The sequence below is a fragment of the Nostoc sp. TCL240-02 genome, from assembly GCF_013343235.1.
Taxonomy (GTDB): Bacteria; Cyanobacteriota; Cyanobacteriia; order Cyanobacteriales; family Nostocaceae; genus Nostoc.
Genome location: NZ_CP040094.1, coordinates 915,680 through 931,168, shown reverse-complemented (window position 1 = coordinate 931,168; position 15,489 = coordinate 915,680). Strand labels below are relative to the sequence as shown.

Genomic DNA, 15,489 nt, shown 5'->3' with positions numbered 1-15,489 from the left:
CAGTACTAAATAAAGCTACTCTTTATTAAGCAACCCTGTTGCGGCTACAGGGATAATACTGATTTTTTTGATAAAAATAGAACACTATTTAGAAGAGCTAATGGCAATATCAGAAAAAAGCGTCAAATTAATTAAGTCCCTAGGTGAATTTTTCTGGTTGTCCAAAAAATTTGTGCGATCGCCAGTTTATTCATACTGTGGATGTAGTGTGAGTGCGATCGCCACATCTCTAGATTAAGCATTAGGATGTATAATTGCTGAATGCTTCGTGTCTTTATTTACTGGCTTTATGCGTTATTCTGTATTGGCCACTGACTACGACGGTACACTAGCAACTGACAATCATGTAAATGAAAATACTTTGGCAGCACTCTCACGTCTGCGGAATTCTGGTTGCAAACTCATCTTGGTGACAGGTAGACAGCTAGATGAATTGCTGCAAGTTTTTGGACATGTAAATTTATTTGATTATGTAGTAGCAGAAAACGGTGCTTTGCTCTACTCACCAGCTACCCGTGAGGAGAAACTATTAGGTTCGCAACCATCAGCAGAATTTATTAATGCATTGCGCGATCGCAAAGTCAATTCTCTGTCAGTTGGTCGTGTAATTGTTGCTACTTGGCATCCTCACGAAACCACAGCTTTAGAAACTATCCGCCAGATGGGATTAGAATTACAAGTCATCATGAACAAAGCTGCGGTGATGATTCTACCATCAGGAATTAATAAAGCCACAGGGTTAGCCGCCGCCTTGGATGAGATGCAGTTGTCACTTCAAAATGTAGTCGGGATTGGCGATGCAGAAAACGATAGTGATTTCCTCAGTATTTGTGGTTATTCAGTAGCAGTTGCCAATGCTTTGCCAATGCTCAAAGAGCGTGTAGATTTTGTGACGAATGGTAGTCGGGGGGATGGTGTTATAGAACTAATTGAAAAACTCATCACCTCAGATTTAGCTGAACTTGGGCGTTAATTTAAGCAGATTTATTTATGCAAATAAAAAAAGGAGAGTAGGAATACTCTCCTAACGTAAATATGAGTGAGTTAGAATTTATTTTTTAGCGATGCAGTCTCGCTTGACGTTCACGCAATTCACGAGCGTGTTGTTCGCGAGCTTGGCGTTCACGCAGTTCACGAGCGCGTCGTTCACGAGCTTGACGCTCACGTAATTCACGAGCGCGTTGTTCGCGGACTTGACGTTCGTGTTGGAATTTACTGTTATTAAAACTTACAGTATTATGATTCAAGCGTTCGCGATCGGATTTAAATTCAGCAGCATTAGCATTTTGAGAAAGAGCAGCAATTGAAGCAGCTGCTAATAAGCTTCCAAGAACAATAGATTTAAAACGGTTCATATATCTTTTAATGCGCTTTGCATTACTTGATTTCTACATTCTCAATATAATCGGAGTAATCAGGCACACGCATGTATACAAAGTCATGTTGAAATAGTTACTTTTGTAACTAATATTAGGATTTATATTTTATTTCTGAAAATTTCCAACGGTCAAAATCTAACTTGACATATATAGCTCAATACAGTTCAGTTAAGCATTTCTTCCTTTGTGTACTTTGCGCCCTTTGCGGTTCGTTAAAAAATTGACCTTGATAAAGAGTTAAGCCTTATACCAATTTAATGTGAAGTTGCACATATCTTGATCCCCCTAAATCCCCCTTAAAAAGGGGGACTTTGATAGATGTTTTTCCGGTTCCCCCCTTATTAAGGGGAGCCAGCGCGGTCTTGGGGGTTTCCCCAAGTGGAGCGACTGGCGTGGGCTAGGGGGGATCGAATTCTATGCAGCTTCATAAAAAATTGGTATTAACTGAACCGTATTCGGTTACAGCTAATATGCCTAGCAAGACTCAAGTCGGATTCCTATATTAGAGGTGTTCAAATAACTGAAAATCCCAAGAGACTCCCTGTACAGAAAATTTTGCTGCTTTGAAGCTAGTGTTTAGCCTTGTGGCAAATGCAATCAGCGAAGCCGTGCCGCAGGCATTCGCGTATCTCAAAGTAAACAAGCACTCATATTGCAGTACTCCAACAAATGACGAAGCACAGCCACAGCCTGAAATTTCCTCTAATAAAAAAGGTTAGATAGGAGATATGACAGCAATTATCACCAGAGGCAATTGTTTTAAAGCTTTATATCACCCAATGAATAAACGATCGCAATATTAAAAGTGCGGATAAAAGGACTTGAACCTTCACTCCTTTCGGAACTAGAACCTAAATCTAGCGCGTCTGCCAATTTCGCCATATCCGCATCAGTTTTCTATATTACCACAAGAAATTATTTTTGGGAATAGGGAGATAAAGGAAGTTACAGTAAGTCTTTCCCCAATGCCCAATACTTCTCTGCGAGACGCTACGCGAACGGCTTCGCTCAGTACAAGTGCCCCATTCCCAATGCCCAATGCCCCATGCCCCATGCCCAATTACATAACTGCAACACGAGGCAGACGATGCTTAAACCCGCAGAGAATTTCCCAGGAGATAGTATTTAATTGTTCTGCCCAATCATCTGCGGAAATTTGTTCTTTTCCCTGCTCTCCTAGCAAAGTAACCACTTCCCCCTCTTGGATATTGGGTATGGTACTTACATCTAGCATCAACTGATCCATTGTAATTGTCCCGATTTGCGACACTCTCTGACCACGAATTAACACCTGCATTTTGTTAGAAAGACTGCGAGGAACACCGTCAGCATAGCCAATTCCTACAACAGCGAGGCGAAGTTCACGCGGGGCAATAAATTTATGCCCGTAGCTAACAGCAGTTCCTGCGGCAATTGTTTTAACTTGGGTAACTCGTGCTTTAAGTTGCAAAACGGGCTTGAGGTCGATCGCATTTTGTAAGTGCGGTGCTGGGTAGAGTCCGTAAACGGCTAAACCTACTCGCACAATATCGTAGTGCAATGCCGGATCTGTGAGTGCAGCTGCTGAGTTTGCCAAGTGCAAGCAAGGCACTTCAATTCCCATAGCTTTGATTTGAGCGATCGCTTCCTCAAATCGTCTATGCTGTTCTTCCATTGCCGTTGTATCAGGATCGTCTGCTGTTGCCAAATGAGAATAAATACTGGCAATAGATAGATGTGGTAAGCGCTGCACTAATTGCACAAATTCACCGGCTTGCTGCCAATTAGTTCCTAACCTAGACATACCCGTGTCTAATTTGATGTGTACGGGCACTGGCGAATCATGATTCATGGATTCTAGGATATTGGAAAATACCAAAGCTTGCTTAGGGCTACAGAGTGTGGGCTGAAGTTTCCATTGTGCGATCGCATGAATCTGCTCTGGTGTATGAGTTGCTCCTAAAATCAAAATGGGCGCTTCAATCCCGCCTTCTCGCAATTGAATAGCTTCTGGAACTGTAGCGACTCCCAGCCAACTAGCTCCCGATTGAATTACAGTTTGGGCAACTGTCACCGCACCATGTCCATAAGCATCAGCTTTTACTACTGCCATCAACTGAGTCCGCGGCGATAAAAACTGCACCAATTGCTGTACGTTGTACGACAACGCCCCCAAATCAATTTCTACCCAAGCTCGTTGCGAAAACCACGCGTAGGTGTCGCACTGCTGATTAGGAACTACACCAGGGATTTGTTTGCGACTTAACATTTGTACTGACTCCTATCCCACCACGGCTAAACTTTCAAGTTATCTATCTATACACGCTCCTAAAAGCGAGATCAGATTAAATAGGAAGTTTAACCTTCATATTGGAAGTGATACAAGATGTTGCAGTAGTAAACTAAAAGTTAAGATTTATGAGTAGGGAGTTAAAGGTAAATCTTATGGCTCGGCTTTTTGCTGTGTTGTTTGCATTTACCTACATAAAAATATTGATATAGTGTTATAATTTTTACTTTCAAACTCCTAATTCTTCACTCGTAACTCTTAAGTCATAAATTAATTGCCAAATTATGCCGAAAGTATAATTTATTCTCATCTCCCTAGCAGGGTGTATTTGTGTTAACATTTATGTAAAGCTAATACCCTGAGCGCAGATAAATGGGGAAGGTTTTAGTCTTAAACGCATCTTACGAACCTCTCAATATAACGAGTTGGCGGCGTGCTGTGGTTCTGTTAATCAAGGGCAAAGCAGAACGCGTAGAACACAACGGTAAATTTTTGTACTCGGATTTTCCGTTGCCGACCGTAATCCGGTTACGTCATTACGTGCGTGTTCCTTATAAAGAAATTCCTCTAACTCGCCGAAATATATTGCATCGTGATGGTCATGCCTGTCAATACTGTGGTTACACAGGAGATGAGTTGACTCTAGACCATGTAATACCGCGATCGCGCGGCGGGGGCGATGCCTGGGAGAACATTGTGACAGCTTGTGTCCGTTGCAATGTGAAAAAAGGCAGTCGGACTCCCCATGAAGCTCACATGCCTTTACGCCATCCTCCCCGCCAACCTTATAGCAGCCTCTATTTCGAGGTCAGCAAACATCTTAAGAGTGGACTGCATACAGAGTGGCAAAAGTATGTTATAGGTCTTTGAGCAAAAACGCAGAGGAGCAAAGGATAAAAAAGAAACACCTTATTGCTTTAGGTTCAATCGAACAGCTTTAGTAATAGAGTGTTGAAAAATTGGCGGCTATATAGCTGGCAACAAAGGCGATCGCGTCTCGTAGACCGGGGCAATGGTCAATACTCAAGCCTATACACAAGTGTATGTGGTTCAACTTTTCTTAGGCATCCTCTCTGAATTCTGAGACTTTTCAAAGGGGATACAAACAGGCGTTGTTAATTAAAAGTAATTGTTAATTGCTCAATAGTCATAATAATGAGATTATTGAGCATAAGAATATTTGAAAGATCAAGGACTAACCCTAAAATATAAGATAGAAAGTATACCCCAAGTCAGATAAAAAATTCAGATAAAAATCCTGCTGATTCAATTTAAGGAAGAGAACAAAGCTCCTCAAACAGATTTATGCTGCCAGATACAGCCCGATATATAAAACTTGCTTGTTTTCAGCACTCATATACCCTCTAGTTGAATTTAATTGATATCAAGCGCTGTTACTGACAAAAAATATACTTAGATGTATAGTGCAATGTCTTGATATTTTTGCGAAGATCAAAATAATGTGGCTAAATTCAGTGAATTGCTGATCTTAGTATTTCTGAATTAAAGGAGCCTCACACTTTAAAAAAGTTCCCTATGTACTTGAATTCTCCCGTTACTCAGTTTGAGAGTTTGTCATTGACCACAGCAGAGCCAAACCCAGAGGAACCTGAAATCGAGAAAGCGCCAGTGGAAGTTGCATTTAAAAGTCCATCATTACCGCCATCGGTAGGTGACGGAGCTATATTTCTTAGTCACCGTGGTAATTCTCTGGCACAACAAAAGTCCGAAGAACTGCAAAAAACCCTTTTGGCACATCGACACGATCGCCAACTGGTAATTTTGCAAGATTTTCCTGACCCTGATGCCCTTTCTTGTGCATGGGCTTATCAGTTAATTGCCCAGCAATATGATATCAAATGCGAAATCATTTATGCTGGCGCATTGAGCCATCAAGAAAATATTGCCTTGGTAAGGCTGACTAACTTACCTATCCAACGCTGGACACCGCAAACCTTGAAAACTAAAGATTTGTCATCTTATCAAGGTTTTGTATTAATTGATAACCAGGGAACTACTTCACAGCTACTATCAGCAGTGCAGCAGGCTAAGATTCCCTTAGTGGTGCTCGTTGACCATCATAGTATCCAAGGCGATCTGCAATCAGAGTTTGAGGATATCCGCCCTTATGTAAGAGCAACAGCAACAATTTTTACGCAGTATCTCCAAACGGGATTACTAGCATTAGATAGCAGCATAAATCAACACGTTAAATGTGCAACTGCCTTGATGCACGGCTTGCGATCGGATACAAATCGGTTAATGCAAGCGCAAGAAGAAGACTTTATGGCAGCTGCGTATTTAAGCCGATTTTATGATGCCCAATTGCTAAACGCCATTTTACAGGCGAACCGTTCCAAGCGGGTAATGGATGTGATCGAGCGATCGCTAAAAAATCGCATCGTTCAAAATAACTTTTCCATTGCTGGTGTTGGTTACTTACGCTACGATGACCGCGATGCCATCCCCCAAGCGGCTGATTTTCTCGTCACCGAAGAAAACGTCCACACTGCGGTAGTTTACGGCATTGTTCACGATGAAGACGATGAACTGGAAATAGTCATCGGTTCCCTGAGAACTAGCAAACTGACCCTTGACCCTGATGAATTCATCAAAGAAGCCTTTGGACAAGACAGCGCCGGGCGGTTTTTTGGCGGTGGAAGGACAAGCGCAGGCGGCTTTGAAATTCCGATGGGCTTCTTATCTGGCAGTAACGAAAATTCCGCTTATGCGAAAATGAAATGGGAAGTATTCGACGCTCAAATTAAGCAAAAACTGCTGAGGTTAGTTAATCCTAGAGACAACCCGATTCAGTCGGAGTAGAGGGAAATTAAGGAGATGGGGAGAACTCCTAACTCATGCAGCAGTCAAAGTCTTGGGTCAGATAACATCCCTAAGTCATTCCTCATAAACAAAATTCCCGACTTTTCTCAAAAGTTGGGAATTTTAGTCTTTTCACAAGCGACTGAATTTGGATGAATTGCTGCAAGAAAGTCCTAGCTTGAGGCGTTTTTTAAATGATGCCGAGTGGATTAATACTACTTATCAGCGATCGCGGCGAGAGGCAATGGTGGAAACTGGTTTATCAGAGGATAACTTTGCGATCGCCTGTCTCTTTGCTGTCGATGAGATTTTAGACTTAGACTTTTATCCTAACGCTGACCAATAACTGTAATCTTATCCTGTCAGCGATCGCTGAAAAATCGTATTGTGCAAAACGCTCATTGTTTTAGGTTAAATTAGATATCTAATAGTTTGACGTAGATATTATGTATAAATTTTTGTTAAGTAATTTAGGTGTTTTCCGACTAAATAAATGAAGACTTATCAAGAACTCAACTTAAAATTAAAAAAAGTGTACGATCCCGAAATTATTGAGATTTTTAAAAAATTTACTCAACATTTTAATGATTGGACTTATCTCCAAAAAGAATCAGAAGAGCATACAAAAGAAACAAGTAAGCCTTCCTGTATCATCTTTTTAGATGAAGATCACCACAAACCATCATTTCTTATTACTAAGATAAAAGATAAACTTTATTCGATAGTGAATATTTTTAATTCGCAGCATGGTCATATACCAATGTTAGAATACAATGTTTTATTTAAGACGATTTGAAAAAGATTTTAAGGATTTTATTAGTTTTGCTAGTTATAGTAGTAGAATTTGCATTGAACTATCAATCGAAGATATTGGATTACATGAAATCATTACATCTCCAAAAGCAAGAGAGTCTTTTGAAAGATACTTGAGACGATTTCCGTTAAGTTATCATCCCAACGATATTGAACGGCTGGATTTATTTATTTGTGCTGCTTCGCGTTTTTGTAAAAAAAAGATAAATACTGAGTTAATCGAGCAATATCTTGTTGAGGATCAACACTGGACTCAAGAAAATGCCAAGTGGTGTCGTAATAGAATTGACGTTGGATTAGAAATTTTGAAAGTAAATAAACAATTCTATTCATAGTATATTTAATTTAAAGAATGACAAGTTTGATTTACCTAGATTATGAGTACCCTAAAGGAAGTAGAACTCGCTGTTAGTCAACTTTCACCAGAGGATCTCGCCGCATTTCGTACCTGGTTTGCAGAATTCGATGCAGCAGCCTGGGATAAACAGATTGAAGAAGATGTCGCTGCTGGTCGGTTAGATGTATTGGCAGAGAAAGCACTCAAACATCTCCGAGAAGGGCGTTGTACTGATCTGTGAAACATCAAGCAACCCCAGATTTTTGGTATTACTATCGCCAGTTACCAATTGATATTCAAGAGCTTGCTGATCGATGTTATGAGTTTCTTCGGGAAGATCCCAAATATCTATCATTGCATTTCAAAAAAGTTGGTCAGTTTTGGTCAGTGCGTATTGGTATATATTATCGGGCGCTTGCTGTAAAAGAAGATGAAAATTTTGTATGGTTTTGGATTGGCTCACATCCAGAGTATGACAGATTGCTAAGTGGTGGATAGCGTTCTAATATTGCCTAAGAGCAGCCTAACTGATCGCTCATAATACACAGTATGGAACTATACTTAATTCGTCATGGCATCGCCGAAGACAAGGGATTAGGCATTAAGGATGAAGAACGTAGCCTTACGAAAGAAGGAAGGCAAAAAACTGAGAAAGTTGCCCAGAAACTTGTTAAATTGGGTTTAAGCTTTGACTTGATTCTTACCAGCCCCTTAGTGCGGGCCCGCCAAACGGCTGAAATCCTTATAGAGGAAAAACTAAGCTCCCAGTTAGAGGAATCTAGCCACCTCGCCCATGATGGTGAAATTTTTAGTTGGCTAAAAGAGTGGTTAGAACCGAGAAATTATTCCCAAAATACCCAACTGGCGCTGGTTGGACACGAACCTGATTTGACCAATTGGGCAGAAATTCTCCTGTGGGGAGAAGTCAAAGAAAGCTTAGTCTTGAAAAAAGCAGGTATGATTGGGATAAAACTACCAGAAACAGGTTCTCCTCTGGGTCGGAGTCAGATATTTTGGTTGACACCACCCAAGTACCTGCTATAACAGTTTTCCAACATTTTCGATTGTTGTTAGAACGGCTACTGTTATGGCGAAGATAAATTTCTGGTAAGTTAGCTTGATCAGATATTTCAAAAAGCAAATGGTGGTGCCATGATGGTGTGCGAATACAAGCCTGGTTTAGAAGGCATTCCCGCCGCTCAATCAAGTATCAGCTATGTTGATGGGCAAAAAGGAATACTAGAATATCGTGGCATCCGAATTGAGGAACTAGCAGAAAAAAGTACATTCCTGGAAACTGCTTATCTCTTGATTTGGGGTGAACTGCCAAGCAAGGAAGAACTGGAAGCATTTGAGCATGAAGTTCGTTACCACCGGCGGATAAAATACCGCATTCGGGATATGATGAAATGCTTTCCAGAAAGCGGCCACCCAATGGATGCCCTACAAGCCTCTGCTGCGGCTTTAGGTTTGTTTTATTCGCTTCGGGATTTACATAATCCTGCCTACATTCGAGATTCCGTGGTGCGCCTGATAGCAACCATTCCGACGATGGTGGCGGCCTTCCAACTGATGCGAAAAGGCAATGATCCGGTACGTCCCCGTGATGACTTAGATTATTCGTCCAACTTTCTATACATGCTTGATGAGAAAGAACCCGATCCTCTAATGGCGCGGATTTTTGATATCTGCTTGATACTTCAAGTCGAGCATACAATGAATGCTTCTACCTTCAGTGCTAGAGTGACAGCTTCCACTTTGACAGATCCTTACGCTGTGGTTGCTAGTGCTGTGGGAACTTTGGGAGGGCCCCTGCATGGGGGAGCCAATGAAGAAGTAATTCAGATGTTGGAAAAAATTGGCTCTGTAGAAAATGTCCGTCCCTACATAGAGCATTGTCTAGAAACTAAATCTAAAATTATGGGCTTTGGACATCGTGTGTATAAAGTGAAAGACCCACGAGCCATAATTTTACAAGGTCTAGCAGAGCAACTGTTTGAAAAGTTTGGGTATGACAAGTTCTATGACATTGCTCAAGAAATGGAACGAGTGGTAGAGGAAAAACTCGGTAGTAAAGGAATTTATCCAAATATTGACTTTTACTCAGGTTTAGTGTATAGAAAGATGGGAATTCCTACAGACTTGTTTACGCCAATATTTGCGATCGCTCGCGTTGCCGGTTGGCTAGCCCACTGGAAAGAACAATTAGAAGAAAACCGGATTTTCCGTCCTACCCAGATTTACAACGGTCTGCACGAAGTTACTTATACTCCAATTGAGGAACGGTAATTGGGGATTGGGGATTGGGCATGAAGAAGAGACAAGGTAGACAAGGAAGAGGGGGGAGACAAGGGAGAAACTTATTCAATAATTCCCCCTTGTCCTCCTTGTCCCCCTTGTCCACTTGTCCCCCTGCTCCCTGGTCCTCTTGTCCCTCAATAGCCAATCCCAATGCCAACCATAAGTAGAAGTTCTCATATCGCTTCAGAGGGCTAAAACCATCCAAGGATATACTAGGCATGGGAATTAGCGACAAATCTTCTATCAAGCATCATCTGGGCAAAAATTAAAAATGGGTGAATTTACAGGTATTAATTTAACTAATAGTTGTAATTCACTATGACTCATGTCTTAAAAGAGCGGAAACATGAATTCAGGAATTGACCTCCAAGGAACTTTTATTGAATCCCTCCGGGATTTAGGTTTACCAGCAGGAACAGCCAAAGCAATTTGGATGCCCCTGCCAATGATACTGATGCTGATTGGGGCAACAGTGGGGGTATTAGTTGCTACTTGGCTAGAACGAAAAATTTCCGCCGCCGCACAGCAGCGAATTGGGCCAGAATACCAGGGGCCTTTTGGGTTGCTAGTGCCTGTAGCGGATGGTTTGAAGTTGGTATTTAAAGAAGATATAGTACCAGCCAAGTCTGACCCCTGGCTGTTTACCCTTGGTCCAATTATTGTTGTAATTCCGGTGTTTCTGTCATTCCTGATCGTCCCTTTTGGGCAGAACATCGTTATTAGCAATGTGGGTATGGGCGTATTCTTGTGGATTGCCTTATCAAGTATTCAACCCATTGGCTTGCTGATGGCTGGCTACGCATCTAATAACAAATACTCCCTCTTAGGGGGCTTGCGGGCAGCAGCGCAATCTATTAGTTACGAAATTCCTTTAGCGTTGGCGGTGTTAGCGATCGCTATGATGTCTAATAGCCTCGACACTGTTGATATTGTTAATCAACAATCTGGCTACGGCATTCTAGGTTGGAATATTTGGCGACAACCAGTTGGTTTTCTGATCTTTTGGATAGCCGCCCTAGCTGAATGCGAACGATTACCCTTTGACTTACCCGAAGCGGAAGAAGAAATCGTTGCAGGCTATCAGACTGAATATTCAGGGATGAAATTCGGTCTCTTCTACCTGGGTTCCTACGTTAACTTAATCCTTTCTTCCTTACTAGTAGCAATTCTCTACCTGGGCGGTTGGGACTTTCCCATTCCCCTCAACCTCATCGCTGGTTGGCTGGGAGTCAGTGAATTAAATCCCGTGTTCCAGATAGTCACTGCTTCTTTGGGGATTACAATGACCGTCTTCAAAGCCTATTTACTAGTGTTTGTCGCCATCCTGTTGCGCTGGACAGTGCCACGGGTACGGATTGACCAACTGTTAGATTTAGGATGGAAGTTTTTGTTACCAGTTGGCTTGGTTAATCTCCTATTAACCGCCGCCCTGAAACTAGCCTTTCCCTTCGCTTTTGGTGGTTAGTCATTAGTAATTAATCGTTAGTCATTTGCACTAATGACTAATGACCAAGGACAAAGGACAAGGGACAAATAACGCTGATAGCTTAAAAAGAGAGAGTGAGACAAAATGCTCAAGTTCCTAAAACAAGTTGGTGATTACGCCAAAGAAACGGTACAAGCTGCGCGTTACATTGGTCAGGGGCTTTCTGTTACCTTCGACCACATGCGGCGGCGGCCGATTACCGTACAGTACCCTTACGAAAAACTGATTCCTGGCGAACGGTTTCGCGGTAGGATTCACTTTGAATTTGATAAGTGTATCGCCTGCGAAGTTTGCGTTCGCGTTTGTCCAATTAACTTGCCTGTAGTAGATTGGGAATACGACAAAGCCAGCAAAAAGAAAAAACTCAACCACTACAGCATTGATTTTGGAGTTTGTATCTTTTGCGGTAACTGTGTGGAATTTTGCCCAACTAACTGTTTATCGATGACAGAAGAGTATGAGCTTGCCACCTACGATCGCCATGAATTGAACTATGACAACGTAGCACTAGGTCGTCTGCCCTATAAGGTAACAAACGATCCAATGGTTACACCATTACGCGAACTAGTTTATCTACCCAAAGGTGTCCTCGAACCCCACGGACTGCCCGCAGATGCACCACGTGCGGGTGCGCGTCCAGAAGACCTGGTAGAACAAACAGAAAAATAAATGTCATTTGTCATTTGTCCGTTGTCATTTGACCAATGACTAATGACCAATGACCAATGACCAATAACTATTGACCAATGACTAAGGACAAAAAACAGTGAATCTAGCAGAAGGAGTACAGTTAGTATCACTTGGCATACTAGGCGTGATGATGATTGGGGCGGCCCTTGGTGTGGTGCTGTTCTCCAACATCGTCTATTCTGCCTTTTTGCTGGGGGGTGTGTTCATCAGCATAGCGGGAATGTACCTGTTGCTAAATGCTGATTTTGTTGCCGCCGCACAAATATTAATTTATGTTGGCGCGGTTAACGTGCTGATTTTGTTTGCCATTATGTTGGTGAACAAGCGGGAGGATTTCGTAGCATATCCTAACTCTTGGGTGCGGAAACTACTTACGGGTTTAGTCAGTGTTGGATTGTTTGGTCTTTTAAGTACGATGGTGCTGGCTACTCCTTGGGCTTACTCAACTGCTCCTGTAGCAGGTGGTACAAGCTCTATAGTTTTGATTGGAGAGCATTTCTTCACTGACTTTTTACTACCTTTTGAACTGGCTTCCATTTTGCTGCTGATGGCGATGGTAGGAGCAATTATTTTGGCACGTCGTGAATATTTGCCAGATCAACTAACACGATCCGAAGTGGGACAAACCGTTTTAACTTTGCAAGAACGTCCCAGAGAACTGGTATCAACAACCAGCGAAACAAAAGAGTAATATTTGCGACTTAATTCGCAGCTAAATAGCCAGATTTTTCAGGAGGGATACCCAGATTCATGCAACTCCAATACTTTTTATTACTAGCAGCAGCTTTATTTTGCATCGGCATCTACGGTTTAATTACCAGCCGTAACGCTGTGCGGGTGCTGATGTCAATTGAGTTACTGCTCAATGCTGTTAATCTGAATTTAATGGCATTTTCCAACTTCCTCGACTCAACATTAATTAAAGGTCAGGTTTTCACAGTATTTGTGATTACCGTGGCCGCGGCCGAGGCGGCGGTGGGTTTAGCGATCGTGCTTGCCATTTATCGCAACCGCGATACCGTCGATATGGAGCAGTTTAATCTCCTGAAGTGGTAATTGTGCGTGCAACTAAAGCAGGTAATCATTGCTTATAAAGCGCGGGATGCCCGGAGTAAACAATGGGCAGAAATCTGTGCTAAACAACTAGAAAGCCGCGAGTGCCATGTGTTGATGGGGCCTAGCGGACCAAAAGACAACCCTTATCCTGTCTTTTTGGCTTCGGCGGCTCAACCAATCGATCTCGCCTTGGTACTCGGTGGTGATGGTACTGTTTTAACTGGTGCCAGACATTTAGCCCCAGCTGGTATCCCGATTCTGGGAGTGAATGTGGGAGGCCATCTGGGGTTTTTAACTGAGTCAGTAGAAGAGTTTCAAGATACAGAGAAAGTTTGGGATCGGCTGTTTGAGGATCGCTATGCTATCCAACGACGGATGATGTTACAAGCTGCGGTGTATGAGGGTCACGGCTCTAATTTGGAACCAGTGAGTGAGCGTTACCTGGCTTTGAATGAATTTTGTGTCAAACCCGCCTCTGCTGACCGGATGATTACCTCAATTCTAGAAATGGAAATCGATGGTGAGGTAGTCGATCAGTACGTTGGGGATGGGTTGATAATTTCGACTCCTACAGGTTCGACTGGTTACACCGTTTCTGCTAATGGTCCAATTATGCACGATGGTATGGAGGCACTCACCATTACTCCTATTTGTGCAATGAGCCTTTCTAGTCGCCCACTCGTTTTACCCCCTGGTTCTGTGGTGAGTATTTGGCCTTTGGGGGATTACGATTTGAGTACCAAACTGTGGACAGATGGGGTTTTGGGGACTTCTATTTGGCCTGGACACCGCGTTGATGTGCGGATGGCAGAGTGTCGGGCTAAATTTATTATTTTGCGCGAGAACAATTCCTACTATCAGACGCTACGGGAAAAGTTGCTTTGGGCAGGTACAAGGGTTCACTACAACAATAATCACCGTAATTAATTAAGTATTTTAGAGTGCATCTACCGCAGATTGCGATGCGATGTCTACGACGGGCTACGCCTACGCAACCAAAACCATCGAAGCCCCTAGATTCATCTGGGGGCTTTCCCCTTGTCCTGTTCTTGGAATTGCATCTATAGCCTATATCAAAGGAAAATTTTGTATCTTATTGCCAGATTTTTTAGGAATTAATGCCCATAATAAAAGCACTCTACCTCTAATCCAAAAGAGTAAGAAAACTCTCTAGAGGTTATTTTATCAAAAAGTGTCTCAATCACGCTTCGACACATTAATGCATAATGTGAGCTATTTTTATAGTGCCTAAATCCTAGTAGGATATTTTCGCAAATCTAAGTAGGAAGATAGATGGAAGTTTCTGGACGCAACATTAATTATTCACTGAATCCTCCTCCCACTATTGAAGATTTTCCCGTCCTTCAAACTGAAAAATATACCCTACGGCTGGCTTCAACTGAAGAAGAATTAGAATCAATTTTTCGGTTGCGCTTTGAAGTTTTTAATCTGGAACTAAGCTTGGGATTTTCTGCTTCCAACATTACCCAGATGGATATAGATAAGTTTGATGCAGTTTGCCATCATTTAATCATGATTTCCAAACAAACGGGTAAAACCATTGGAACTTATCGGATGCAAACCTATACAATGGCTTCTCAAAGATTAGGCTTTGATGCTGCCGATATATTTAATCTTAATGCAATTCCCAATTCTGTGCTTCAAGCATCAGTTGAAGTTGGGCGTGCATGTATAGCTAAAGAATACCGCAACAGTCAAGCACTTTTACTATTATGGAAAGGGCTAGCAAATTATCTTATCTGGAGTAAAAATCAATATTTTTTTGGTTGTGCATCATTACTAACACAATGTCCTTTGAAAGCTACTTGCACTTATGATTATTTTCAGCATAATGGTTTGATGCATCCAAGTATTTTGGTTTATCCAAATTCAAAATATTGTCTAGAACTGCCTCAAAGTTGCCCAGATTCATATAATGTGGAAATTCCTAAAATTTTGCAGGCATACTTGAATATTGGAGCTAAAATATGCAGTATTCCCGCTATCGACCGACATTTTAAAACTATTGATTTTTTAACTATATCGAATACCAAAGATTTTACTAGATGGCGTTATCAAATATTATAAAAATTATTTTTAATCCTAATTTCTATTGAGATTATCTAATGAACAGACTTAGATATAAGGGATTTCCAAGGAATAAATTATCGCAAAAAACGAACCACTCCAGACGCAGAGAAGCCAGTGCGTTGCGGGGGTTCCCCCCGTTGTAGAACCTGGCGCAACACAGAGAGGAGAGATTAAGAGGATTTCTGTGTCAGTTTTAGAATATTTTTTATTTGGAAGTCCCTGATTACTAATTCGTCATAAAAAA

Annotated in this window: 19 protein-coding genes and 1 tRNA gene; 17 read left to right on the top strand and 3 right to left on the bottom strand. The window is 41.8% G+C overall.

Features of this window, described 5'->3' with window-relative positions:
• The first annotated feature begins 100 nt into the window (after window positions 1–100).
• Window positions 101–238 (top strand): hypothetical protein, encoded by a 138-nt coding sequence (locus FBB35_RS04175; protein ID WP_174708595.1) that lies wholly within the window; start codon window positions 101–103, stop codon window positions 236–238.
• Between the two features lie 30 nt (window positions 239–268).
• Window positions 269–973 (top strand): HAD family hydrolase, encoded by a 705-nt coding sequence (locus FBB35_RS04170; RefSeq protein WP_254625817.1) that lies wholly within the window; start codon window positions 269–271, stop codon window positions 971–973.
• An 85-nt stretch (window positions 974–1,058) separates the two neighbouring features.
• On the opposite strand, the gene FBB35_RS04165 is transcribed toward FBB35_RS04170, so the two are convergent.
• The 3 genes from FBB35_RS04165 to alr all read right to left on the bottom strand — a co-directional run bounded on the left by FBB35_RS04165 (window position 1,059) and on the right by alr (window position 3,627).
• Window positions 1,059–1,355 carry a hypothetical protein gene (locus FBB35_RS04165; protein WP_174708594.1) on the bottom strand — a complete coding sequence of 99 codons (297 nt, stop codon included), beginning with the start codon at window positions 1,353–1,355 and terminating at the stop codon, window positions 1,059–1,061.
• Window positions 1,356–2,185: 830 nt separating this feature from the next.
• A tRNA-Leu gene (locus FBB35_RS04160) sits at window positions 2,186–2,267 on the bottom strand.
• A gap of 172 nt (window positions 2,268–2,439) precedes the next feature.
• Window positions 2,440–3,627 (bottom strand): alanine racemase, encoded by a 1,188-nt coding sequence (gene alr / locus FBB35_RS04155; RefSeq protein ID WP_174708593.1) that lies wholly within the window; start codon window positions 3,625–3,627, stop codon window positions 2,440–2,442.
• Window positions 3,628–4,020: 393 nt separating this feature from the next.
• Here alr and FBB35_RS04150 point away from each other — a divergent pair, with 393 nt between their 5' ends.
• From FBB35_RS04150 to FBB35_RS04080, 15 genes are all read left to right on the top strand, one after another.
• Complete coding sequence (locus FBB35_RS04150) at window positions 4,021–4,518, top strand: HNH endonuclease (RefSeq protein ID WP_114083489.1); 498 nt, start codon at window positions 4,021–4,023, stop codon at window positions 4,516–4,518.
• Window positions 4,519–5,184: 666 nt separating this feature from the next.
• The gene (locus tag FBB35_RS04145; RefSeq protein ID WP_114083488.1) at window positions 5,185–6,471 is read left to right on the top strand and encodes a bifunctional oligoribonuclease/PAP phosphatase NrnA; all 1,287 of its coding nucleotides are present in this window, start codon (window positions 5,185–5,187) and stop codon (window positions 6,469–6,471) included.
• 148 nt (window positions 6,472–6,619) lie between these two features.
• Window positions 6,620–6,817: a DUF29 family protein gene (locus tag FBB35_RS04140; protein ID WP_254625816.1), complete on the top strand. Its 198-nt coding sequence runs from the start codon at window positions 6,620–6,622 to the stop codon at window positions 6,815–6,817.
• A 147-nt stretch (window positions 6,818–6,964) separates the two neighbouring features.
• Complete coding sequence (locus FBB35_RS04135; RefSeq protein WP_174708592.1) at window positions 6,965–7,267, top strand: hypothetical protein; 303 nt, start codon at window positions 6,965–6,967, stop codon at window positions 7,265–7,267.
• Window positions 7,245–7,619, top strand: a complete 375-nt coding sequence (locus tag FBB35_RS04130; RefSeq protein WP_174708591.1) for a hypothetical protein — start codon at window positions 7,245–7,247, stop codon at window positions 7,617–7,619. The genes FBB35_RS04135 and FBB35_RS04130 overlap by 23 nt, the downstream gene beginning before the upstream one ends.
• 42 nt (window positions 7,620–7,661) lie before the next feature.
• Window positions 7,662–7,862 (top strand): hypothetical protein, encoded by a 201-nt coding sequence (locus tag FBB35_RS04125; RefSeq protein ID WP_174708590.1) that lies wholly within the window; start codon window positions 7,662–7,664, stop codon window positions 7,860–7,862.
• Window positions 7,859–8,119, top strand: a complete 261-nt coding sequence (locus FBB35_RS04120) for a hypothetical protein (RefSeq protein ID WP_174708589.1) — start codon at window positions 7,859–7,861, stop codon at window positions 8,117–8,119. The genes FBB35_RS04125 and FBB35_RS04120 overlap by 4 nt, the downstream gene beginning before the upstream one ends.
• Before the next feature lie 51 nt (window positions 8,120–8,170).
• Window positions 8,171–8,665: a phosphohistidine phosphatase SixA gene (sixA, locus tag FBB35_RS04115; RefSeq protein ID WP_174708588.1), complete on the top strand. Its 495-nt coding sequence runs from the start codon at window positions 8,171–8,173 to the stop codon at window positions 8,663–8,665.
• Between the two features lie 108 nt (window positions 8,666–8,773).
• Window positions 8,774–9,910, top strand: a complete 1,137-nt coding sequence (locus FBB35_RS04110; protein ID WP_174708587.1) for a citrate synthase — start codon at window positions 8,774–8,776, stop codon at window positions 9,908–9,910.
• 358 nt (window positions 9,911–10,268) lie between these two features.
• Window positions 10,269–11,387: an NADH-quinone oxidoreductase subunit NuoH gene (gene nuoH / locus FBB35_RS04105; RefSeq protein WP_174708586.1), complete on the top strand. Its 1,119-nt coding sequence runs from the start codon at window positions 10,269–10,271 to the stop codon at window positions 11,385–11,387.
• Between the two features lie 105 nt (window positions 11,388–11,492).
• Window positions 11,493–12,077, top strand: a complete 585-nt coding sequence (gene ndhI / locus FBB35_RS04100) for an NAD(P)H-quinone oxidoreductase subunit I (RefSeq protein WP_094346553.1) — start codon at window positions 11,493–11,495, stop codon at window positions 12,075–12,077.
• Between the two features lie 97 nt (window positions 12,078–12,174).
• Window positions 12,175–12,789: an NADH-quinone oxidoreductase subunit J gene (locus FBB35_RS04095; RefSeq protein WP_174708585.1), complete on the top strand. Its 615-nt coding sequence runs from the start codon at window positions 12,175–12,177 to the stop codon at window positions 12,787–12,789.
• Between the two features lie 59 nt (window positions 12,790–12,848).
• On the top strand, window positions 12,849–13,154 hold the full coding sequence (gene nuoK / locus FBB35_RS04090; RefSeq protein WP_006199065.1) for an NADH-quinone oxidoreductase subunit NuoK: 306 nt from the start codon (window positions 12,849–12,851) through the stop codon (window positions 13,152–13,154).
• A gap of 6 nt (window positions 13,155–13,160) precedes the next feature.
• Complete coding sequence (locus FBB35_RS04085) at window positions 13,161–14,081, top strand: NAD(+) kinase (protein ID WP_174708584.1); 921 nt, start codon at window positions 13,161–13,163, stop codon at window positions 14,079–14,081.
• Between the two features lie 366 nt (window positions 14,082–14,447).
• Window positions 14,448–15,242 carry a GNAT family N-acetyltransferase gene (locus tag FBB35_RS04080; protein ID WP_174708583.1) on the top strand — a complete coding sequence of 265 codons (795 nt, stop codon included), beginning with the start codon at window positions 14,448–14,450 and terminating at the stop codon, window positions 15,240–15,242.
• The last annotated feature ends 247 nt before the right edge of the window (window positions 15,243–15,489 follow it).